Raw genomic sequence first — 22,155 nt, forward strand, 5'->3', positions numbered from 1 at the left:
AGTACGTGCCATTGAAAATATAGAAATAAAAATAACTCAAAGGAGGATTTTAAGTATTTAAAACCAATTCTTCAAATGAGGACACGCCCTAGATAAAACAAAAAAATCAGCCCTCAGGCTGATTTTTTTATCCAAAATCAAAATTAAAGCCCGGCTTCATACTCTGTATTTGAAAGTAGTTTTTCGACATCGGCCACATTGTCCGGCTTGATTTTATAGATCCAGCCTTTGCCATATGGGTCATCATTAATGAAATCTGGATCATCTTCAAGATCAGGATTGATTTCAACCACTACACCAGACACTGGTGCATGAATATCGGAAGCTGTTTTTACTGATTCAACCACGCCAGCTTGTTCGCCCGCAGTAATATGTGAATCAAGATCTGGTGCTTCTACATAGACTAAATCGCCTAACGCATCCTGTGCATGGTCGGAAATACCGGTCACAACAAGATCACCCTCAATGCGCACCCATTCATGTGTACTTGCGTACTTTAATTCTGCAGGATGATTCATTGATAACTCCTTAAAAATCTTAAGATCATTTTTGACATGTTTTATACATTCTTTTTAAGCAAAACAAAAGGCTTATACTTCCTTATAAATAAGGATCTTTGCGCCAGTTGCTCGGGCTGCGACCACTCCAGCGTTTAAATGCCCTGCTAAAATTGGCGACATCACTATAACCCAGTTCATCGGCAATCTGTTCCAGAGTGAAATCTGTCCGGGATAATAACGAGGTGGCATGCCGGTAACGCACTTCATCGACCAGGGTAGAAAAGGAGGTGCCTTCGGCGGCGAGTTGACGTTTTAAGGTGCGGTCAGACATGTGCAAGCGATCCGCCACACTTTCAATACTGAGATAGTGTTGCTCAGCATGGGTCAATATATCCCGGACACGCATGGCAATCCGATGCCGTTCACCCAAGGCAGAAAGTTCCGTTTCACACTGGTTAATCGCAATCTGGCTGGCAATCGGATCGGCATGCACCAGCTTGTTCATCAGGTAGCTTTTATCAAAGCTCAGAATTAAATGCGGTTGTTCAAAACGGAACTGATGGGTGGGGAACTTCGCCATAAAGCGTTCAAAATCTTCCGGCTTTTTGAAATCGAAGTCGATTTCTCCTGTCGCATCAGTAACGCCTGTAATCGCTTTGGCCATACTGATCAGACCGATCATCAAGGCAATGGAAATTTCGGTGCGCAGAGGTTCAAGCTGAATATCGGTTTGCAACTGTACCGTGGCTTTGGCACCAAAAGTCGAGAAAAATAGTTGCAGGAAGGGTAAACGGAGTTGAATAAATCGGTTCGCCAGTACCAGCGCATCGGTAATATTATTCGCCGTCATAATGGCATAGCCAATAAAGCCATGAATCGAGATCCGCATCTGTGTGCCAAGATGATAACCTAAGGTCGGCTCTCCGGTCAGTTTCAGGGCATATTTGACCAGTTCATTGGCGACAGGAGTTGGAATACGAAAATCAGGATCTGCCAACTGTTCACTAGTCAGGCCAAAAGGTTGGAAAAGCGACTCATTATTATAACCCCAGCGGGAAATGACATCGAGAAGCAGGAGACCGTAAACACCTGGAATTCCTTGGTCTTGGCGTGGAGCAATTGTTTTCATGCGCGATCCGTTGCACTCATTCAAATTTTTTTATTTATAAATAGATATTGGCATGAAGCCGCCAAATTTTTCATTAAAATTGTTGGACAAAATTTTGGCGATTGTGACTCTGCCACTGGCAGATTAGCCTGAATTCAGCATTAAAATCAATTTAAACCACATAATTTTATTGATGAAATTAAAATTATTTTATTGAACCGGACACATCTCTGCATTGGCTGACTAAGGACAAGGAAATTGCTTAAGCATTGAATAGGACTTCTTCAGAGAGCTTTCAGAACTAGAGAGTTATGTCATTTCATTAAAATACCAGATAGATGGCAACTTGCTGTTCATCTGTAGAGAAAATTTTAAAAAGAGAGGTCTGGCAAAGTTTTCCTTTTTCCAGACCTGTTCAATATTAAGGACGAGCAAATGATCAGAAGTTTTGAAATCTTCTACAGATCATATTATTCATGATCTTTTGATGCTTTGACCTGTTGCTGAATCAGCATGCCACCAGTTTGACGCTGCCAAAGTTGGGCATAGATGCCATTTAATGCCACCAGTTCATCATGCGTGCCTTGCTCGGCGATTCGACCTTGATCCAGCACAATCAGACGATCCATCTGGGCAATGGTCGACAGGCGATGCGCAATGGCAATCACGGTTTTACCTTGCATTAAGTCGTCCAGACTGTTCTGAATGGCGGCTTCGACTTCAGAATCCAGCGCACTGGTCGCTTCATCCAGAATCAGAATCGGCGCATCTTTCAGGAATACACGTGCAATTGCAATTCGCTGACGCTGTCCGCCGGAAAGTTTCACGCCACGTTCACCGACATAGGCTTCATAGCCTTTTTTGCCACGCAAATCCGTCAGATTGGGAATAAACTCTTCCGCTTTGGCTTTACGCACAGCTTCAAACATCTCTTCATCAGTCGCATCCGGACGACCATATTTAATGTTTTCCGCGACCGTGCGATGTAGCAGCGAGGTATCTTGAGTCACTAATGCAATGTTCTTGCGCAAACTGTCCTGAGTGACCTCATCAATATCCTGACCATCGATTAAGATACGACCCTGATTGATATGATAAAAATGCAGCAACAGTTGAATCAAGGTAGATTTCCCGGCACCTGAACGGCCGACAATACCAATCTTTTCGCCTGGGCGAATGGTCAGATTAAACTGATCAATCACGTTTTTATCATTATAGGCAAAGCTGACATTTTCGAATTTGATTTCACCATGATTGAGCTGTAGCTCTTTGGCACCCGGTTTATCTTCAATGGCAATTTTTCGGCCTAAAGTTTTCATACCATCCTGAATGGTACCGACATTTTCAAACAGGGCAGAGGTCTGCCACATCATAAATTCGGCAATACTGTTCAGTTTCAGCACCATTGCCGTAGTTGCGGCAATAATGCCCAGCTCGGCCTGTCCTTCCATCCACAACCAGATCGCGGTACCCAGTACGCCGCCATATAACACTACACTCAGCAGTAAAATACTGATTTCGTATTGCGCACCCAGACGCATCTGTTTATATACCGTTACCATAAATTCCTGCATCGAAGTTTTGGCATACTGGCTTTCACGACCAGCATGGGCAAACAGCTTCACGGTCTGGATATTGGTATAGGCATCTGTGATACGCCCGGTCATGACCGCACGGGCATCTGCCTGAGCATTGGAAATTTTGCTCAAACGAGGAATAAAGTAACAAGCTGCACAGATGAACAAGGCTAGCCAGACCATCAATGGAATGATCAGCAAGGGTGAAATTGCACCCAAAACAATATTGATGGTGATGAAATAAATCAGCACATAAGCCAGCATGTCACCCAGAATCACCCAGAATTCGCGTACTGCCAGAGCGGTTTGCATGACTTTGGCCGATAATCGTCCGGCAAAATCATTGTGGAAAAAATCCAGGCTTTGTTTCATCAGCAGATTATGAAAGCGCCAGCGTAAACGCATGGGAAAGTTGCTATACAGAATCTGATGCTTGATCAGGGATTGGGCGCTGGCGAAAAAAATATTGGCCAGAAGAACAATACTCAGTAAGGTTAAATTACTGGCATGCTGTTCCAGAAAAGTATCGGGCTGGCTTTTACTGAGCCAGTTCACCAGCTCACCAATTTTTGAATACAGAAAAGCTTCGAAGCTGGCAGCACCGGCGGTACACAGCACCAGAATCAGTAAATAACGGCGGACGCCATAGGCTGCCTGCCAGACAAATGGAAAAAACTTGGTCGGTAAAGGTTGATTTAGGTTTTTGGTGGGATAGGGGTCAACCAGTCTTTCAAGCCATCGAAACATTATCGTACTCTTATCATGCATTTTGCTTTTCGGGAATTATAAAGGATTCTGTTTTTTTAAGCCCGTAATTGGGTGAAATTGCCACAAAATGATTCACTCAATTAAAACTTAGATTATAAAAATTAAACTAAAGCCAGATTTATGCCAGTCAGGATTTAAACAGATGATGAAATAAAAAAGCCTGAAATGCAGCAGCATTTCAGGCTTGAGATTGGATGACTTGTGTTTAAGTAATAATGGAAGACGGTTGAGTAAATGCTTCCTTTAAATCAAGACCTGAAGGCGCTTGATACACCTTTAAACCAAATTCCGGAATAATCGCCAGCAGATGATCCATGATATCCGACTGGATATTTTCATACTCCACCCAGGCGGTGGTATTGGTAAAGGCATAAATCTCTAGCGGTAAACCCTCACTGGTTGGCTGCAATTGGCGCACCATCAGGGAATGATTTTTACTAATGCCCGAATGCTGTTGCAGATAAAACTCTACATAAGCACGAAAGGTTCCTAAATTGGTAAGACGGCGCTGGTTATATTGCGAATGATGGCTCAGTTGCAGGTTAAATTGTTCCAGTTCCTCTGATTTGGTATTCAGGTATTGATCCAGCAAAATAAAATTTTTCAGCTTATTCTGTTCTTCAGCCGACATAAAATGTACGCTGCTTTGATCAATATGAATCGAGCGCTTGATCCGGCGCGCACCGGCTTCCTGCATACCACGCCAGTTTTTAAAGGTATCCGTCACCAGTTTATTGGTCGGAATCGTGGTCACTGTTTTATCAAAGTTCTGTACCGTAATGGTATGTAATGACATATCAATGACATCGCCATCCGCGTTCAGCGAGGGCATTTCGATCCAGTCGCCAATACGCACCATGTCATAGGATGAAATCTGAACCGACGCCACCAGCGACAAAATGGTATTTTGAAAGACCAGCATCAACACCGCGGCCATGGCACCGAAGCCAGCCAGCAAGGTAAAGACATCCTTTTTCAGGAAAGTGCCGAGAATCATCAGGCCACAGACAATAAAGATAATCAGCTTGACCAGCTGCAAATAACCTTTAATCGGTTTGTTACGTGACTTGGGATTACGCTGATAGACCAGGTTAAAAATATTCAGTAATTCACCAAGAGCTAAGGCAATCGTCAGGAAAATAAAAGCCTGTGCCCCCATTTGCACAAAGGACTCAACCTTGTCAGATAAATGCGGTACTGTGGTAATCCCGTTCATGATCACTACTGCCGGAACAATATTGGCAATCCGGCGAATCACGCTATGCTCAGCAAAAATCTGATTATTGGCAAAAGGCATTCTGGAAATCAGTTGACGTATTCCGCGTACCACAATCTGTTTGGCAAATAGATTGGCAAGAATCGCCAGTAAAATCACAATACTCAGTGAAGATAGCATTTCCAGCCATGGGTACTGATTTGCCCATTCTTGAATATTCCGAATAAAATTAAACTGTTCCAAACGATCTTTCTCTTCAATCAAAAATTTAGATCAAGTTTATAGGTTTGGATCAGATTTTTTAATATTGGATAACTTTTTAAAACATATCTATTGGTGCAAATCGTTCAATAAAAGTGCCTACAACTAAAAAACCGGCGAATTCGCCGGTTTCTGATCTTCAAGATTTCAGTAATGATATCGCGATGCTTACCACATCAAATCATCAGGAATAACATAAGCAGCATATGGATCTTCTTCATCGGTGGTTTCTTCATTTTTCTCTGAATTATTCACAATAATAAAGCCCTGCATTTTCGCATTGATACGATCTGCCAGAGCTTTAGGCAAGAAAGCATAGCTGTCATTTTCACGGGCAATCACCAGACTGCCTGCCACCAGCGCATTATAGATTTGCTGATTTAAATAGACTTTCTTGATTTTACTGTCATCAATAAACTGATACACCGCATCGCCATCAGTATCACGGATTTTGTGCTGATTGATCATTTGCATAATTGCAGCTTTCAGCTCTTTTTCCTGCAACTGGGCTTTTTTCTCTTGCTCAATGGCCTGGTCTTTGGCCATTTTTTGCTGTTTGTCTTGTTCAATCTTGGCCTTGATTTGAGCCTCAGTGCTGTCACCGGTGCGTTTTTCATGCACAGCCTGTTTAGACAGTTTTTTGGCTTTTTTATTATCGACCAATCCTGCCTTTAACAATTGTGCCTGCAATGCATTTTTAACCATGAGAATGTCCAGATATTAGTCGTGTTAATGTCGATAACGTAAATAAATCACCCAATAGATGAGACTGAGAACCAGACTCAGTACTGCCGGGATCAGGAATGCATTTAATTTTAAATAAGGATATAGCCAGCTGGCAAGAATGCCACCGCTTAAAAAACCGAGCAAAATAAGCAGATGCAGAACCACGCGCCGTGATTCTACCTCTAAACCGCGCAAACGGTAACCCATTGCCAAGCCGAGGTCGGTCAGTACGCCAGATAAATGCGTGGTGCGAATGATGGCACCTTTATAGTGGCTAACCATGGCATTTTGCACACCCATGGCAACACAGGCCCATAACAAGGCGTAGCGCGGGAAATAGGGCAATAATAACCAGCAGATCAAAATAAAAATAGCCACCAGGCTTAAAGGGTAACCATAAAGCTGCCCCAGGCGAAAGTGACTATTTCCAAGAATGAGCCCGCTATAGGATGAACCAATGACATAGCAGAGTGTGACCAAAAAGAGATACAACATCTGTTCTGGTTGCCAGTTCAGCAGGGCCATAGCCAGCATGCTGACATTGCCGGTCATATGTGAAACAGACTGGTGCAGTACCGTCACCAGACCCAAGACGTTAATCATGCCGGCATTGACCGCAAGAAAAAACGCCCCTAATTGTACCCAGGTAGGTAAACGCTGTAATGGCATAACAACATCATTGGCTAAACATATTGATTAATCAATATAAAATCAATTTGATGCGCGGTCTACTGCTGCAGTAAATAAAACATCAGTCGATGAGTTTAGCGCGGTTTCAGTAGAATCCTGCAATACGCTGATGACCATACCAATGGCGACCACTTGCATGGCGATATCCGAAGAAATACCAAACAGGCCACATGCAACTGGAATCAATAGTAATGAACCGCCTGCAACACCTGAAGCGCCACATGCCGAAACGGTTGCCACCACAGAAAGAATGAGCATAGTGCTGAAATCGACGCTAATCCCCAAAGTATTTACAGCCGCCAATGACAATACAGTAATGGTCACAGAAGCACCTGCCATGTTGATCGTAGCACCCAAAGGAATTGCGATACTTGAAGTTGATTCCTTGACGCCCAGACGTTTTGCCAAGTCCAGATTGACTGGAATATTGGCTGCCGAACTACGGGTAAAGAAAGCGGTAATGCCACTTTCGCGCAAGCAAGTGAATACCAGTGGATACGGGTTGTTGCGTGTCATTAAGGCAACCAGAAGCGGATTAATTACCAGTGCAACGAAAACCATCGTTCCGAGCAACACAGCAAGTAAATGTACGTAACTGGTCAGCGTATCCAGACCAGATTCAGCAAAAGTCACTGCAACCAGACCAAAAATACCCAAAGGTGCAAAGCTGATCACTAAACGAATCACATAGTTCACTGCAAAGGCTGCATCATTCAAAAGCGTCTTGGTGCTATCCGATGCATGACGGAAAGCGATGCCTAATGCCACTGCCCAAGCCAGAATACCAATAAAGTTTGCTTCAGCAATCGCAACGACCGGATTGGTAACAAAACTGAGCAGTAAATTCTTCAGGATTTCTACCAGACTGCCAGGTGGCTGTAAGTCAGCTTGTGCAGCGATATCCAGAAACAGCGTACTTGGAAATAAGATACTCGCAACCACGGCGCTCAGTGCAGCAAGGAACATACCCACTGCATACATGATCATAATCGGTTTGATGGGGGTGTTGGATTGACCCACCTTAAAATTCGCGATAGAAGCTAACACTAAAATGAAAACCAGAATCGGTGCAACAGACTTCAAGGCTTTAATAAACAGGTCGCCCAATAGGCTTAATGAGGGAGTAGCTTCGGGAAATACCACAGCCACACCCACACCTAAAATAATGGCGATGATGATTCGAGAGACTAAGCTCATGCGCATAAGGGCAGAAAACATAAGGTTGCCTTGTGAAAATTACGAGGGCTAAATTTGGGAAAAAGTTGCGCTATTTTATACTTAATTTAAACAAGGCTTAAAATATATTTTTATATAAAAACCAAGATATTGATATTATTGATTTATTCTAAAATTAATTGCTTTAAAACATTGCTTATATTGAAGAAAAACTTCTTAAAATGATGAATAAATCACCACTTTTAAAATTGTATTCATGAAATAAATATCAAAGTTAAATAGATAAATTCAAATTATATTTGAAAATTTAAGAAGTTAGAACTTATGACAGGTTGGAATTTCCGGCCATAAGTTCAAGTATCTGCTGTCTTAAATTGTATAATCTTTATGCTGCTCAAAGATCTCTGGCGCCAGGTCCTGAATCGCCTGAAAATGGGTCAGATAAATGCGCCCGCTCAAATGCGTCATCAATTTAGAAGCTTGCAGCTTGTCTATGACCGGACCTTTGACTTCGGCAAAATGCAGACGAATATCCAGTTTGGCCAGTTCCGCATTTAAATCTTCCAGCATTTCCAGGGCACTCAGATCAATCGCACTGATGCTGGAACAGTTGATAATCACATGTTGTAGCTGGTCATTCAGGCTGATCTCATTGATCAGATAACCTTTGAAGCTATTGGCATTCAGAAACGTCAGATTCTCATCAATCCGTAGTGACAGCACCCGGTCGGAGGTACTGACCTGATGCCGCTGAATATTACGAAAATGCTGGGTTCCTTCGACCAGACCGACAACTGCAATATGCGGACGGCTGATTCGCCATAACATCAGCACAAAGGTCGAGACGATTCCAATAATCAAACCGGTGGAAATATCAATCAGGACCACGCCCAGAAAAGTAATCCACATGGCAAGGCCATCTGCCTTGGAATAGCGCCAGGCATCAAAAAATGGCTGGAGATTAACCAGCTTCCAGATGGAAACAATAATCGTCGCGGCCAGAATGGTCAGCGGCAGATCTTCAAAAAATCCGGTAAAGAACAGACTCACGAAAATAATCAGAATCGAGGATAAAACACCGGCCATAGGTGATTTGGCACCGGCATCGGCGTTTACTACAGTCCGTGACAGGCTGCCCGTGACAGGAAAAGCTGAACTCACGCCTGCACTGATATTGGCCAGACCGAGTGCGATCAGCTCCTGATTACTGTTTAAATGACTGCGTTGCTGTAAGGCTGTCGCTTGAGCAATCGACAAGGATTCCACAAAGCTGATCATGGCGATCATGCTGGCACCCGGTAACAAGGTCATGACCAGTTCCCAGTTCCAGTGAGGAAAGGACAAGGGCGGGAAACCGGATGGGATTGCACCGACCGTTTTAATGCCCTGAAGCTTTAAATCCAGAAATACAATTGCTGCAATGCCGAGACACACCAGAATCAGGGGCACCGCACGGACTAAAAAATCTGTAGAGCCGATCCGGCTTTGTACAGCCTGAGATTTTAATAACTGGGGCAGATAGATCAGTAGACCGATAGAGAGCAGGCCGAAAATCAGGCTCGGCACGTGCAGTAGCGGGAAATATTGCAGCAGACTGCTGGCGAACTCCGGAATGTTATTGGCTTTTAAGGGAAGATCGACCAAAAACTTTAACTGTCCAAAAGCAATCAATAAGGCAGAGGCAATAATAAAGCTTTGGATCACCGGATGACTAATCAACTGGATCATAAAACCAAAACGAAATAATCCCAAAAGCAGGGAAATAATGCCGACCATCAGTGCCAATAGGGTCGCAGCTTCGATATAGACCGGTGAGCCGACTTCAAAAAGTGGATTGAGCGTAGCAAAAGTCATCATGGAAATGATGGCCACGGGGCCAATCGATAAAGTCGAACTCCCACCGAGCAGGGCATAAATGATCATCGGCAGGATGCTGGCATATAAGCCCATGATCGGCGGCAATCCTGCCAGCATGGCATAGGCCATCCCTTGAGGCACCAGCATCGCCACCACAATCAGGGCAGCCAGCACATCAGACTTAAATTTGACCGGCGTGTAGTGGCTTAACCATGCCCAGGCAGGCAGTCTATGCAGAAGTTTAGACTTGGAATTTTGCATAAAAAGGTCTAAATCACAAATATAGATATATTATGCACAAATTCTGCTAAGAAGTCTTAGCTGATCTAGATTCTTGATGAATCATGTTTAAAATGAAACATCTGGGTCAGTCGCAGATCATTTAAAAAACTCTATGATCGAGATCTTAGTGGTGTAGAACGACCTCAATAAGAGTTTAAAGAAACTTATCTTGATCACTGAAAAAAGAAAGATTCTTTATTTAGCTGGATTGCCACAATACAATTGATAAAGGGTATTTAAGACCACAATCAAATTTTGATCTTTAATTGAATAATAAATCTGTTTGCCGTCGCGCCGGGTATCTACCACATCGCTTTTGCGCAACATCATGAGCTGTTGGGAAAGTGTCGGCTGTTTAATCTCAGTTATTTCCTCAATTTCTGAAACATTCAGTTCCGCTTGAGACAGATGACATAAAATAAGAAGACGGTCGGTATTGGCCAGAGATTTTAAAATGCCGACGACCTGTTCTGCTGAATCGCGCATAGTCGTGATTTCAAAATCGGTTTTCATTCAATATGTCCATTATAAAGTTACAGCCCGCTAATTATACGGGTCTTAGCCCGTAATACCTTGCTAAAAACAGTTAAGTTTTATGGTTTTTAATGAATTGAATTATCAATTAAAATTATATTTTAAATATTGATAGATAAGATAAATTTATTGCATAGTGTAGAAAGTATTTTAGTTCACATTCGTGCAATGAAGTGCAAGTTTCATCAAACATCTACAAAGCAAAAAAATGCTTGTATGATGTTTAAGCGACTTGAACCAATAACATTAGGGATATCATCATGAGTACAGATTCAGCTTTTCCAACACCGAATAATTTAGGTATAGCGGTTTATAGTAATAATGCAGACGCGATTGGAAATACACCGCTTGTTCGTATTAATCGTGTGATTTCCGGTCCAGCCACTGTACTTGCGAAAATTGAAAGCCGTAATCCGGCCTTTTCAGTCAAATGTCGTATTGGTGCAGCATTAATTAACGATGCAGAAAAATCTGGCAAGCTCAAACCCGGCATGCATATTGTCGAGCCAACCAGCGGCAATACCGGTATTGCATTGGCTTTTGTTGCGGCAGCCAAAGGTTATGACATTACTTTGACCATGCCTTCAAGTATGAGTATCGAACGCCGTAAGGTGGTGAAAGCATTGGGTGCCAATCTGGTTTTGACTGATCCGGCCAAAGGCATGAAGGGCGCGATTGAAGAAGCACAACGTCTAGTCAATGAAAATCCTGAACTATACTACCTGCCACAACAGTTTGAAAATCCGGCCAATCCTAAAATTCATGAAGAAACTACAGGCCCAGAAATCTGGGAAGCGACTGCGGGCAATGTCGATATTCTGGTCGCAGGTGTCGGAACGGGTGGAACTATTACCGGTATTTCACGTTACTTTGAAAAAGTAAAAAATAAGCCTTTATATTCAGTGGCGGTGGAACCCGCTGAGTCTGCGATTATTGGTCAGGCCAAACGCGGTGAAGACATTACACCTGGACCACACAAAATTCAGGGGATTGGTGCCAACTTCATTCCGGGCAATCTGGACCTAGACCTCGTTGATGAAGTGATTGCCATTAATAGCACAGATGCAGTCGAGTGGGCACGTAAAACGGCAGCTCAGGAAGGTATCCTGGTCGGCATTTCAAGTGGCGCGGCTATGGCAGCAGCGGCACAATTGGCGGCTCGCCCTGAAAATGCCGGTAAAAATATTGTGGTGATTTTGCCAGACGGTGGTGAACGTTACCTGTCTTCGATCTTATTTGAAAATATTTCTGCCGAATAACATTGATGCATTTTATATTTTAAATACTGCCATACAAGCCCGAAGTCATCTTCGGGCTTTTTATTGGGTGGTTTTAAATCGCAGCAGGACGCTGCATTATTTTTAAAATAGTCAGATGAAAGACTTGACCTTACCATGATGGGAATGTTTAAGCTATAAGCTCAACAGTGAGTTGAAGCATGGAGATGGGCATGGCAGAACAAGATAGCAACCGCTTATATGAACAGCAGGTGCAGATTGGCGGTATGACCTGCGCCTCCTGTGTAGCTCGGGTAGAAAAAGCCTTGAAAAAAATTGAAGGCGTGGTCGAGGCATCTGTCAATCTATCGACTGAAAAAGCTTTTATTAAAAGCCAGCAGCCAATTGCTGCCGCTGCGCTGGTTCAAGCAATTGAAAAATCCGGTTTTGATGTACCGACGCAACAGTTTGATTTAAATATTGAAGGCATGACCTGTGCATCCTGTGTGGCTCGCGTAGAAAAAGCCCTAAAAAAAGTGGAAGGCGTGCTGGATGCACAAGTGAATCTGGCCACTGAAAAGGCGCATGTGAGTGCGATCAACTCTGTACCATTGTCCAAACTAACTCAGGCAGTGCAAAAAGCCGGTTTTGATATTCAGAGCAATCGGATTGAGTTGGCAATTGAAGGTATGACTTGCGCTTCATGTGTGGCACGGGTTGAAAAAGCTTTATTGAAAGTAGAAGGTGTCAGCGAAGCACAGGTCAATCTAGCCACCGAAACTGCCTGGTTGAAAGCTTCGCATGCCCAGCTTCCGGCCTTGATTGCTGCTGTGGAGAAAGCCGGTTATAAAGCCACCCTAAAATCCGGTACCGATCTCTCAGCAGAGAATCATGTTGCTTTTCAGGAAAAGAAAGCCAATGAAACGGCACAGCTGAAACGCGATTTATGGCTTGCAGTCATTCTGACAGCGCCTGTATTTATTCTGGAAATGGGCTCGCACCTGATTCCGGCGTTTCATCATTTTATTTCCCATACGCTGGGAACCCAGAACAGCTGGTATCTGCAGTTTGTGCTGACCACTTTGGTGCTGATTATTCCGGGGCGGCGTTTTTATCAGCATGGTATTCCAGCTTTATTGCGTCTGGCACCAGATATGAACTCGCTGGTGGCCGTTGGGACCATTGCCGCCTATGGCTTTTCCTGTATTGCGACCTTTTTTCCGCAGTTGTTACCCCAGTCCACCGTACATGTGTACTTTGAAGCGGCCGCCGTTATTGTCGCGCTGATTTTACTGGGGCGTTATCTGGAAGCCAAAGCCAAAGGTAAAACCTCGGAAGCGATTCAGTATCTGGTCGGCTTGCAACCGAAAACAGCTCGAGTACAACAGAATGATCACTGGATTGATCTGGCAATTGCCGATGTACAACAAGGCATGCTGATTGAAATCCGTCCGGGTGAAAAAGTCGCCGTCGATGGTGAAGTGGTTGCCGGGCAAAGTTATATTGATGAAGCGATGATTAGCGGTGAGCCTTTACCTGTGGCCAAACAGGCTGGCGATCAGGTGGTCGGCGGTACGGTAAACCAGAACGGAACCTTGCAAATCAAGGCTACTGCGGTCGGTCAGGATTCGGTACTGGCGCAGATTATTCAGATGGTGGAACAGGCACAAGGCTCAAAACTGCCAATTCAGGCCGTGGTCGATAAAGTGACTTTATGGTTTGTGCCGGCTGTTATGGCATTGGCGGCCTTGACCTTTATGGTCTGGTTCCTGTTTGGGCCTGAGCCGAATCTGACCTACGCCTTGGTAAATGCAGTCGCCGTACTGATTATTGCCTGTCCATGTGCAATGGGACTGGCGACCCCTACCTCGATTATGGTCGGAACTGGCCGTGCAGCAGAACTGGGCGTGCTATTTCGTAAGGGTGAAGCTTTACAGTTACTGCAACAAACTAAAGTTGTCGCTTTGGATAAAACTGGAACCTTAACTGAAGGAAAACCGCTGCTGACCGACTTTGAAGTTACGGCAGATTTTAATCAGCAGACTGTATTGCAGCTAGTGGCTTCGGTGGAGGCTAAATCTGAACATCCGATTGCCCACGCCATTGTTCAGGCTGCCCGTGAGCAAGAACTGGAACTGAGTGAAGTGACGGATTTTGATTCAATTACGGGTGCAGGGGTCAAAGCAAAGGTTGCTGGGCAGCAATTGCATATCGGTGCAGAACGTCTGATGCAAGACTTGGGTCTAAATGTCAATCTGTTTAGAGCCACTGCACAAAAGCTCGGTGATCAAGGCCGCAGTCCTTTATATGTGGCGATTAATCAAAAGCTGGCTGCGATTATTGCTGTCGCTGACCCGATTAAACCGACTACTTATAGCGCGATTCAGGCCTTACATGACCAAGGCCTCAAAGTGGCAATGATTACCGGGGATCACCAGCATACCGCGCAGGCCATTGCCAGACAGCTGAAAATTGATCAGGTGATTGCGCAAGTTTTGCCACATGAAAAAGTCGATGCAGTACGTCAACTCCAGCAGCAATACGGTGTGCTCACTTTTGTCGGGGACGGAATCAATGATGCTCCGGCATTGGCACAGGCCGATGTTGGCATGGCGATTGGTACCGGCACTGATGTCGCGATTGAAGCAGCCGATGTCGTATTGATGTCAGGCAATTTACAGCATGTGGCTACAGGCATCGGCTTGAGTCAGGCCACTATGCGCAATATCCGGCAGAACCTGTTCTGGGCCTTTGTCTATAATATTGCTTTAATCCCGATTGCTGCCGGGGTGCTCTATCCATTCTGGGGCATCTTGTTATCGCCAATGTTTGCCGCAGGTGCGATGGCATTGTCCTCCGTGTTTGTCGTCAGCAATGCCTTAAGGTTAAAAGCCTATCAACCGGTACAATTTAAGGAGTCAGTTCAATGAATATTGGTCAGGCGGCCAAACGGTCCGGCATCTCTGCAAAAATGATTCGCTATTATGAGGACATTGGTTTGTTGCCCACTCCGAAACGAAGCGATGCAGGCTATCGGGTTTATACTGATGCGGATATTAAAACCTTAAGTTTTATTCAGCATGCACGCGAACTCGGCTTTTCTTCAGAGCAGATGAAAGAATTACTCGGCCTGTGGCTGAACAGCTCACGTCAGAGTAGCGAGGTGAAACAGCTGGCACAAAAACATATCCAGTTTTTACAACAGAAAATTGCCGATATGCAGCATATGCTGATGATATTAGAGCAATCGGTTGAGCAGTGTGCCGACAATGAACAGTCCGATTGCCAGATTTTAAAACAGATTGAACAGGGTGTCGTCCCTGAACAGCACTGACCAGATCTGCAATTCAACTCAGGTTAAATATAGTCTGCTGAATCATATCAACTTTAAACCGAACCTATGGAGCTAAACATGAAATTCCGTATTGAAAACATGACCTGTGGTGGCTGCGCGCGCAGTGTCACGGCTACGATTAAAGATCTGGATGAAAATGCCACTGTGAGTATTGATGTGGCAACTAAGCTGGTCGACGTTGAATCGACAGCCAGTGAGTCCGAGATTGTCGCGGCTTTGACCGAAGATGGTTTCCCGCCTGTTGCAGCCTGATCTTACTCCAATGAGGCAGCACAAAATGATTGTATGAAATCATAGAAACAAATAAAAATGCCTGATTGAATCAGGCATTTTTTTATTACAGTGATTATACCGATGAGATTTTATCTGGCGTCATCAGCGCCTGATTAATATACAGCTTAATCAGACGTTCACGTGACCCAATCGCTTTTTGGTAATTGGTCGAATTTAATAACAGCGAAGCGCCATAGGTGACTGTCCAGATATAGGACAAATAATCCCGAATCGACATGGCACTTTCTAAAGCCACCAGATAATCATGGGTGATGTCTTTAATCCGGATAATCCGTTCTTCACGAATACGATAAAGCTCCTGAAATAACTCTTTCAGATTTTTTTCGTTATTGGTTAAACGCTCTTCAATCACATGCAACAGGATGGTTCGGTTTGAATTGAGCATGTGATAGAGCATATATTGTGAAACATAATTTTTAATATCGTTATTATGCTTTTTTGATATTTCTAGAATTCTTTTTTCATTCAGAATAATCAGTTCTAAATATAACTGGTTCTTGCTTTTAAAATGTTTGTAGATGGTTCCTTTTGCGATGTCCAGTTCACTGGCCAGCTCACTCAGGGTAATGTCCTGATTATTATCCAGTAGCAGGCTTTCCGCCATGCTGAGGATCTTCTCTTTACGAAGAAGGAAGTTCTGCTGTCTTACAGTCGTCATCTTCTTGGTCCATACTTTTCGAAAAAGAACCTTTCAAGAATATGCAATTTTGCACGCGATGGCTATAAAACTAAGGTCGTGATATTTATCTCATTTTGTATATTTATGCAGCAACTGGTGACAAATAAAAATAGCGATGCTGAGCAGCCAGAAATATTGTCAAGAAAACTGAACCCTAGAGATCAACTTTGCTAAATAAAATTCCATTTTCAGTATAATTATTTTATTGTTTCAGCGCACGAAGCTAAATCCTTTGACTGTTTTAAGCCCATATTCATCAGAGTTTAATACACAAATTAGATCAATATTAAGCTGGCATATTCAGTCACTTATACTGAACATGAAGACGTGATTTTCAAGGCAACTTTATGAATCTAGATATAGATTTAATACTGCAGGAATTGGATATCACGATTTTAAAATAGCCTGTCTGGATTCTAATGAAAATTAGACAATATTTGGCAACAGGATTGAGTATCACCCTTTAAGGAATTTAAAAATGCCGATTTATAATGCGCCGTTAAAAGACATGGAATTTATTTTAAATGATGTATTTCATGCTGAACAATTTTGGCAAAGTAATGAAAATCTTGCACATTTAGATATGGCAACGGCAAATGCAATTCTGGAAGAGATGGCCAAATTTTCCAAGAATGTCATTCTAGACCTGAATCGTCCTGCAGATGAAGACGGTGGTGCTCAGTTTAACAATGGTGAAGTGACAACGCCGGCTGGCTTTAAGGAAGCCTTCAAACAGTTCGCTGAAGGTGGCTGGGTAGGTCTAGGTGCCAGTGAAGAATGGGGCGGGCAAAACATGCCAAAAATGCTCACCGTTCTGGCCGATGAAATGATCTGGAGTACTAATCCATCGTTTATGCTTTACCCGCTATTAACCGTGGGTGCGGGCATGGCGATCAATGATCGTGCTTCACAGGAACAGAAAGAAACCTATCTACCAAAATTCTATACGGGTGAATGGTCAGGCACCATGTGTCTGACTGAACCACATTCAGGTACAGATCTTGGCATGATCAAGACCAAAGCTGAACCGAATGAAGATGGTTCGTACAATATTACCGGCACTAAAATTTTTATTACCAGCGGTGAGCATGACTTGAGTGAAAATATCATTCATTTGGTACTGGCAAAAACTCCGAATGCACCAGCAGGTTCACGTGGTATTTCATTATTTATTGTGCCGAAATTTCTGGTCAATGCAGATGGATCACTGGGTGAGCGTAATGCAGTATCTGCCGGTTCAATCGAACATAAAATGGGAATTAAAGGCTCGGCGACCTGCGTCATGAACTTTGACGGTGCCAAAGGCTATATGGTCGGTAACGAAAATGAAGGTCTGGCGGGCATGTTCGTGATGATGAACTATGAACGCCTGTCGATGGGAATTCAGGGTATTGGTGCAGCAGAATTTGCCTACCAGAATGCGGCACAATATGCGACGGACCGTTTACAGGGCCGTGCATCAACGGGTGCAAAATCTCCAGAAAAACCAGCCGATTCAATTCTGGTCCATGGCGATGTACGCCGTATGCTGCTCAATGTACGTGCTAATAATGAAGCTTCACGTGCTTTCGCGGTGTATGTGGGTCAACAGCTGGATATTACTAAATACTCAACCGATCCTGAAGCGGTGCGTAAAGCAACTGACCGTGTGGCCCTGTTAACCCCAATCGCCAAAGCTTACTTAACGGACAAAGCACTGGATTCTGCACTGGAAGCGCAAATGTGCTTCGGCGGTCATGGTTATATCCGTGAATGGAGCATGGAACAGTGTATTCGTGACCTGCGTATTTCACAGATTTATGAAGGCACCAATGGCGTTCAGGCGATTGACCTGATTGGGCGTAAAACCACCAAATGTAATGGTGCTTATATCGCTGAATATATTGCTGAAATCCGTGAATTTTCCCAAGGCCTGGATGATGCTTTAGCAATTAAATCCGCCACCTTGGAAACCTGTCAGCAACTTGAAGACATCACCAGATTCATCGTCGAGCAGTCTAAACTGAATCCTGACTTTGCCAACGCGATTGCTGTCGATTATTTACATGCAGTTGGGCTGCTCAGCTTTGTCTATATGTATGCGCGGATTAGCAAAGCCGCTGCAGCCAAAGACGACAGCTACTTCCAGAACAAACTGGTACTGGCCAATTACTATGTGGCCAAAGTACTTCCGGATTTAAGTGCACGAATTCAGCGTATTCAGGCCGGTGCGGAACTGGTGATGCAGTTGCCTGAAGACTATTTTACCACACAGGCTTAACCCGCAATGATTGCGAAGGACCAGCCCTACAGCGCTTTAGCTATGTAGGGTTGATAACAATGATGAAAAAGGATGAAACTAAAATGATCGTAATTGTAGATGCAGTACGTACCGCGATGGGCGGTTTTCAAGGTTCACTTTCAAGCTGTACCGCGCCGGATTTGGGTGCTGTGGCAATTAAAGAAGTGGTGGCACGTGCAGGTCTGTCGGCCAATGATATTGATGAAGTGATCATGGGCTGCGTACTGCCAGCCGGTTTAAAACAGGGTCCGGCACGTCAGGCCATGCGTCAGGCAGGTTTACCGGATTCAACTGGTGCGACCACGATTAATAAAATTTGTGGTTCTGGTATGAAAGCCGTGATGCAGGCAGCAGATGCGATCAAGGCCGGTTCAGCAGAGATTGTAGTTGCAGGCGGCATGGAATCGATGTCAAACGCACCCTATTTAATGGACAAGGCACGGGCCGGATTCCGTATGGGGCATGGAAAAGTCATTGATCACATGTTCCAGGAAGGTCTGGAAGATGCTGAAACAGGTCTGTCGATGGGGATTTTGGCTCAGGAAATGGCGGATAAAAAAGGCTATACGCGTGAGCAGCAGGATGACTATGCGATTGGCTCATTAAATAAAGCCGTGACCGCCGTCCAGCAAGGTTTCTTTAAAGATGAAATCGTACCGGTCACTGTCAGCAGCCGTAAAAGCGATGTGGTGGTGGAGCAGGATGAACAGCCTTTAAATGCCAAGGCTGACAAAATTCCAACTTTACGTCCAGCCTTCAAAAAAGACGGCACCATTACTGCGGCAAATGCCAGCTCCATTTCTGATGGTGCTTCGGCACTAGTCGTGACTTCTAGTGAAATTGCTGCACAGCGCAACTTAAAGCCGCTGGCTAATATTGTGGCCTATGCCAGCCATTCGCAGCATCCTTCAGAATTCACCATTGCACCAGTGGGTGCGATTGAAAAAGTCCTGAAAAAAACGGGTTGGGATGCTCAGGAGGTTGACCTTTGGGAAATCAACGAAGCGTTCGCCATGGTCACTATGTTAGCCATTGATGGCTTTAAACTTGATCCAGCAAAAGTGAACATTAATGGTGGTGCCTGTGCACTTGGTCATCCATTGGGTTCTTCTGGCTCTCGTATTATTGTGACCTTGATTCATGCCTTAAAACGTACTGGCGGCAAGAAAGGGATTGCATCCTTATGTATCGGTGGTGGTGAAGCGACTGCGATTGCTGTGGAACTAATTTAAGCCCATCTTAAATCGTATATTCAGGTAGCAAACTAAATACTGATTCATTCAAAAGTTGCTGCTCTTGGTTCGCCAGGAGCAGGGATTTTTTAAATCATATTAATTTTTAAAATACACAATAAAATCCATATTTTCAGACTTTGCTGATCCCATTCCATCAATAGTTTTACTATAAAAATTACTTTTTAAATTATTTAAAAACTTTTTCCAGCACATGCCGGTGAATAAATCGTAACTTGTCTTTAACCGCTTCGCTCAGCTTGAACGGGTAGGCATCTTCCAGGCCCATACAACGGTTTAAGGCATTCAGATTAAAGGTCAAGGTAACCCAGTTTTCCAGAATATGTTCAAAATCCTGTCCACCAATCGGGCATTCTTTAAAATCCATGCTGGCCAGATAGCTGCCATTTCCTTCAACACGCATACCACCATAGTAGGCAGTTTCCAGTGTTTCCATCATATGCAGATAATGTGCCCAGGTTTCTGCCCAGTCTTCCCAGGGATGGGCGGTGGCATAAGCACTGATATACTTTTCCTGCCAGTTGATTGGTGCGCCTTCGTTATAATGGCGTTCAAGTGCCTTGCTGTAGTCTTGCCGCTCATCGCCAAAATACTGACGGAATTCATCTAGCAATTCCGGATGCATATGTTGCATGAGCGCAAAATAATAATGGCCGCTTTCATGGCGAAAATGACCTAATAAAGTCCGGTAGTTTTCACCCATATTTACACGTGTAGTTTCCCGATAAACTACATCGGCTTCAATTGCATTTAGGGTAATGACCCCATTGGCATGACCAATTAAAACAGGCTTATCTTCTTGGGGCAGGAGAAAATCAAATCGCAGACCAAATGGATCATCTTCAGACTTTTTAGGGCGTGGCATCATGTTCATGCGCTGGGCCAAATACAGGAAACGGCGTTTGGCTTCTTCCAGTCGAAACCAGTAAATCAGGTTCTCGGAATTTTCCAGATCAGGAATGACATGGGTCAACTGACAGGATTCACAAAATTCCTCGTCTTCATCGCTGGGGATCATCCAGTTGCATACCTGATAATTTACATAATTGTGACAGGGTTTATAACTGGCATGTTGGTAGTTCTTGGCGATTGGAACCCATCGCTCAGCACTCTGTTTTTCGAATGCGCATAGCTCTTTTTCCGAAGCGATATAACCGATCGGTGACAGACAGTGATCACAAACTGATTTGTAAAAAAACAGCTGTTGCTTGCAGACGGCACATTCAAAATGTTTCATTAAACTCCCTGTAGGGAAGCGAACGACCTAAAATGTTTATCGATGATGAACACGAAAAAAGGTTCAGAATGCCTACCTAATCTTCTTCCTGATAAAGAAACATCATAAAAATTTCATTGAAAATTCTATATGGATGAATTGTAAATATAGGCTGCTTGATATTAAATGAAACATCAATTGAATCTTTGTTTTAATAAAAAAGTATAGTTAAACAAGCTTTTAAATAAATAGATTTTTAAATAGAGTGAGTTGCCATCTTAAAAACACGGACAAGGCGTATTGAAGGATATTACCAAATATTTCGACCGGTTTTTAAATTTGGGGGAAGTCCATTCAAGAACAGCTAACTTTTAAGAATAAAAAATTTTTAATGTGAGCAAGCTAATAAAGAGGAATTAAAAAAAACATGAAAATTAGAAAAGCCAATCTTCAGGATACTCGTGCCATTGTCGATGTGATTGCACCCTTTGTCGATGCCGTGATCAGTTCGGAAGAAGGTCGCCAGCGCTTTCAGCCTGAGATGATCCAGACCATTTTCGAGCGTCCGGACATTCATTATTTTGTGGCAGAAATCGATCATCAGGTGATAGGCGTCGTGGCTTATATGGAACCTGCACACTTCATGCATTTTTTCCTGAACCAAGTCTATCAGGGGCAGGGTTATGGCCGCCGGCAAATGTGGCACTTTTTAGAAAGCGAGATCCGCCGTCAAGGCCATTCAATTATTACGGTAAAATCCAGTCTTTATGCCTTGGATATTTACAAGCGCTTTGGTTTTGTGGAAACGGGAAAATACACGGAAGAACATGGAATCCGTTTTATCCCGATGCGAAAGGATTATCCAGATTTTTAAAAGAAAATTAAAAAAACTGTTAGGCACAATTTTATATTCCAAAATTTTCCAAAAAAATGGTCATTTTCTGACTGTTTTATAGGTGATTTCACCTATAACAATGTGCCATTACTTGAGATAGCATCCGGCGATCTGGTACAGGGGTATTCGTCTTCACTGATGAATACTTGTTGTTATTGCATTTCATATTGGAGCCAAGTAGAAAAGAGTTCAATTACACTTCAGGTCTAATTACATACTTTAAACATATAGAATAAATACACACTGTACACATCAGCCTAGGAAGGTTTG

General features: G+C 43.6%; 18 protein-coding genes. 7 read left to right on the forward strand and 11 right to left on the reverse strand.

The genetic code is table 11. The features are described from left to right. Positions 1-143 precede the first annotated feature (143 nt). From gcvH to NI469_RS07205, 9 genes are all read right to left on the reverse strand, one after another. Positions 144-518: a glycine cleavage system protein GcvH gene (gene gcvH / locus NI469_RS07165; RefSeq protein WP_044110812.1), complete on the reverse strand. Its 375-nt coding sequence runs from the start codon at positions 516-518 to the stop codon at positions 144-146. Between the two features lie 82 nt (positions 519-600). Beyond that, a complete protein-coding gene (locus NI469_RS07170; protein WP_005246182.1) occupies positions 601-1,629 on the reverse strand; it encodes an AraC family transcriptional regulator in 1,029 nt (342 codons plus the stop codon). A 449-nt stretch (positions 1,630-2,078) separates the two neighbouring features. Further along, a complete protein-coding gene (locus NI469_RS07175) occupies positions 2,079-3,932 on the reverse strand; it encodes an ABC transporter ATP-binding protein (RefSeq protein WP_216986066.1) in 1,854 nt (617 codons plus the stop codon). 226 nt (positions 3,933-4,158) lie between these two features. Continuing rightward, a complete protein-coding gene (locus NI469_RS07180) occupies positions 4,159-5,412 on the reverse strand; it encodes a mechanosensitive ion channel family protein (RefSeq protein ID WP_034619144.1) in 1,254 nt (417 codons plus the stop codon). A gap of 186 nt (positions 5,413-5,598) precedes the next feature. Beyond that, the gene (locus NI469_RS07185) at positions 5,599-6,135 is read right to left on the reverse strand and encodes a DUF2058 domain-containing protein (RefSeq protein ID WP_216986065.1); all 537 of its coding nucleotides are present in this window, start codon (positions 6,133-6,135) and stop codon (positions 5,599-5,601) included. A gap of 24 nt (positions 6,136-6,159) precedes the next feature. After that, positions 6,160-6,825, reverse strand: coding sequence for a YoaK family protein (locus NI469_RS07190; protein WP_216986064.1), 666 nt, complete (start codon positions 6,823-6,825; stop codon positions 6,160-6,162). A 42-nt stretch (positions 6,826-6,867) separates the two neighbouring features. After that, the gene (sstT, locus tag NI469_RS07195; RefSeq protein WP_253174732.1) at positions 6,868-8,064 is read right to left on the reverse strand and encodes a serine/threonine transporter SstT; all 1,197 of its coding nucleotides are present in this window, start codon (positions 8,062-8,064) and stop codon (positions 6,868-6,870) included. A 327-nt stretch (positions 8,065-8,391) separates the two neighbouring features. After that, entirely contained in the window at positions 8,392-10,140 is a 1,749-nt protein-coding gene (locus NI469_RS07200; protein ID WP_216986062.1) for a SulP family inorganic anion transporter, read from the reverse strand. A gap of 216 nt (positions 10,141-10,356) precedes the next feature. Continuing rightward, complete coding sequence (locus NI469_RS07205) at positions 10,357-10,674, reverse strand: ArsR/SmtB family transcription factor (protein ID WP_004280410.1); 318 nt, start codon at positions 10,672-10,674, stop codon at positions 10,357-10,359. 281 nt (positions 10,675-10,955) lie between these two features. Between NI469_RS07205 and cysK the strand changes: the two genes are divergently transcribed. From cysK to NI469_RS07225, 4 genes are all read left to right on the forward strand, one after another. After that, positions 10,956-11,954, forward strand: a complete 999-nt coding sequence (gene cysK, locus NI469_RS07210; protein WP_253174733.1) for a cysteine synthase A — start codon at positions 10,956-10,958, stop codon at positions 11,952-11,954. A 185-nt stretch (positions 11,955-12,139) separates the two neighbouring features. Continuing rightward, positions 12,140-14,842: a heavy metal translocating P-type ATPase gene (locus NI469_RS07215; protein WP_253174734.1), complete on the forward strand. Its 2,703-nt coding sequence runs from the start codon at positions 12,140-12,142 to the stop codon at positions 14,840-14,842. Continuing rightward, positions 14,839-15,246 carry a Cu(I)-responsive transcriptional regulator gene (cueR, locus tag NI469_RS07220; protein ID WP_253174735.1) on the forward strand — a complete coding sequence of 136 codons (408 nt, stop codon included), beginning with the start codon at positions 14,839-14,841 and terminating at the stop codon, positions 15,244-15,246. Before NI469_RS07215 ends, cueR begins: the two co-directional genes overlap by 4 nt. Before the next feature lie 78 nt (positions 15,247-15,324). After that, a complete protein-coding gene (locus tag NI469_RS07225) occupies positions 15,325-15,519 on the forward strand; it encodes a heavy-metal-associated domain-containing protein (protein WP_253174736.1) in 195 nt (64 codons plus the stop codon). Between the two features lie 94 nt (positions 15,520-15,613). On the opposite strand, the gene NI469_RS07230 is transcribed toward NI469_RS07225, so the two are convergent. After that, on the reverse strand, positions 15,614-16,219 hold the full coding sequence (locus NI469_RS07230; protein ID WP_004280405.1) for a TetR/AcrR family transcriptional regulator: 606 nt from the start codon (positions 16,217-16,219) through the stop codon (positions 15,614-15,616). Between the two features lie 499 nt (positions 16,220-16,718). Between NI469_RS07230 and NI469_RS07235 the strand changes: the two genes are divergently transcribed. Beyond that, a complete protein-coding gene (locus NI469_RS07235) occupies positions 16,719-18,500 on the forward strand; it encodes an acyl-CoA dehydrogenase C-terminal domain-containing protein (protein ID WP_253174737.1) in 1,782 nt (593 codons plus the stop codon). Between the two features lie 83 nt (positions 18,501-18,583). Beyond that, entirely contained in the window at positions 18,584-19,753 is a 1,170-nt protein-coding gene (locus tag NI469_RS07240; protein WP_253174738.1) for a thiolase family protein, read from the forward strand. A 190-nt stretch (positions 19,754-19,943) separates the two neighbouring features. Here NI469_RS07240 and NI469_RS07245 read toward each other — a convergent pair whose 3' ends face one another. Continuing rightward, complete coding sequence (locus NI469_RS07245; RefSeq protein ID WP_004731123.1) at positions 19,944-21,011, reverse strand: zinc-binding metallopeptidase family protein; 1,068 nt, start codon at positions 21,009-21,011, stop codon at positions 19,944-19,946. Positions 21,012-21,417: 406 nt separating this feature from the next. Between NI469_RS07245 and NI469_RS07250 the strand changes: the two genes are divergently transcribed. Next, the gene (locus NI469_RS07250; protein WP_004731121.1) at positions 21,418-21,864 is read left to right on the forward strand and encodes a GNAT family N-acetyltransferase; all 447 of its coding nucleotides are present in this window, start codon (positions 21,418-21,420) and stop codon (positions 21,862-21,864) included. The last annotated feature ends 291 nt before the right edge of the window (positions 21,865-22,155 follow it).

The sequence above is a fragment of the Acinetobacter lwoffii genome, assembly GCF_024129735.1.
Classification (GTDB): Bacteria; Pseudomonadota; Gammaproteobacteria; order Pseudomonadales; family Moraxellaceae; genus Acinetobacter; species Acinetobacter lwoffii_H.

Excerpts from the sequence above, each read along its gene's own strand:
- gcvH (WP_044110812.1), bottom strand. The coding sequence starts at position 518 with ATGAATCATCCTGCAGAATTAAAGTACGCAAGTACACATGAATGGGTG.
- NI469_RS07170 (WP_005246182.1), bottom strand. The coding sequence starts at position 1,629 with ATGAAAACAATTGCTCCACGCCAAGACCAAGGAATTCCAGGTGTTTAC.
- NI469_RS07175 (WP_216986066.1), bottom strand. The coding sequence starts at position 3,932 with ATGTTTCGATGGCTTGAAAGACTGGTTGACCCCTATCCCACCAAAAAC.
- NI469_RS07185 (WP_216986065.1), bottom strand. The coding sequence starts at position 6,135 with ATGGTTAAAAATGCATTGCAGGCACAATTGTTAAAGGCAGGATTGGTC.
- NI469_RS07190 (WP_216986064.1), bottom strand. The coding sequence starts at position 6,825 with ATGCCATTACAGCGTTTACCTACCTGGGTACAATTAGGGGCGTTTTTT.
- sstT (WP_253174732.1), bottom strand. The coding sequence starts at position 8,064 with ATGTTTTCTGCCCTTATGCGCATGAGCTTAGTCTCTCGAATCATCATC.
- NI469_RS07200 (WP_216986062.1), bottom strand. The coding sequence starts at position 10,140 with ATGCAAAATTCCAAGTCTAAACTTCTGCATAGACTGCCTGCCTGGGCA.
- NI469_RS07205 (WP_004280410.1), bottom strand. The coding sequence starts at position 10,674 with ATGAAAACCGATTTTGAAATCACGACTATGCGCGATTCAGCAGAACAG.
- cysK (WP_253174733.1), top strand. The coding sequence starts at position 10,956 with ATGAGTACAGATTCAGCTTTTCCAACACCGAATAATTTAGGTATAGCG.
- NI469_RS07215 (WP_253174734.1), top strand. The coding sequence starts at position 12,140 with ATGGGCATGGCAGAACAAGATAGCAACCGCTTATATGAACAGCAGGTG.
- cueR (WP_253174735.1), top strand. The coding sequence starts at position 14,839 with ATGAATATTGGTCAGGCGGCCAAACGGTCCGGCATCTCTGCAAAAATG.
- NI469_RS07225 (WP_253174736.1), top strand. The coding sequence starts at position 15,325 with ATGAAATTCCGTATTGAAAACATGACCTGTGGTGGCTGCGCGCGCAGT.
- NI469_RS07230 (WP_004280405.1), bottom strand. The coding sequence starts at position 16,219 with ATGACGACTGTAAGACAGCAGAACTTCCTTCTTCGTAAAGAGAAGATC.
- NI469_RS07235 (WP_253174737.1), top strand. The coding sequence starts at position 16,719 with ATGCCGATTTATAATGCGCCGTTAAAAGACATGGAATTTATTTTAAAT.
- NI469_RS07240 (WP_253174738.1), top strand. The coding sequence starts at position 18,584 with ATGATCGTAATTGTAGATGCAGTACGTACCGCGATGGGCGGTTTTCAA.
- NI469_RS07245 (WP_004731123.1), bottom strand. The coding sequence starts at position 21,011 with ATGAAACATTTTGAATGTGCCGTCTGCAAGCAACAGCTGTTTTTTTAC.
- NI469_RS07250 (WP_004731121.1), top strand. The coding sequence starts at position 21,418 with ATGAAAATTAGAAAAGCCAATCTTCAGGATACTCGTGCCATTGTCGAT.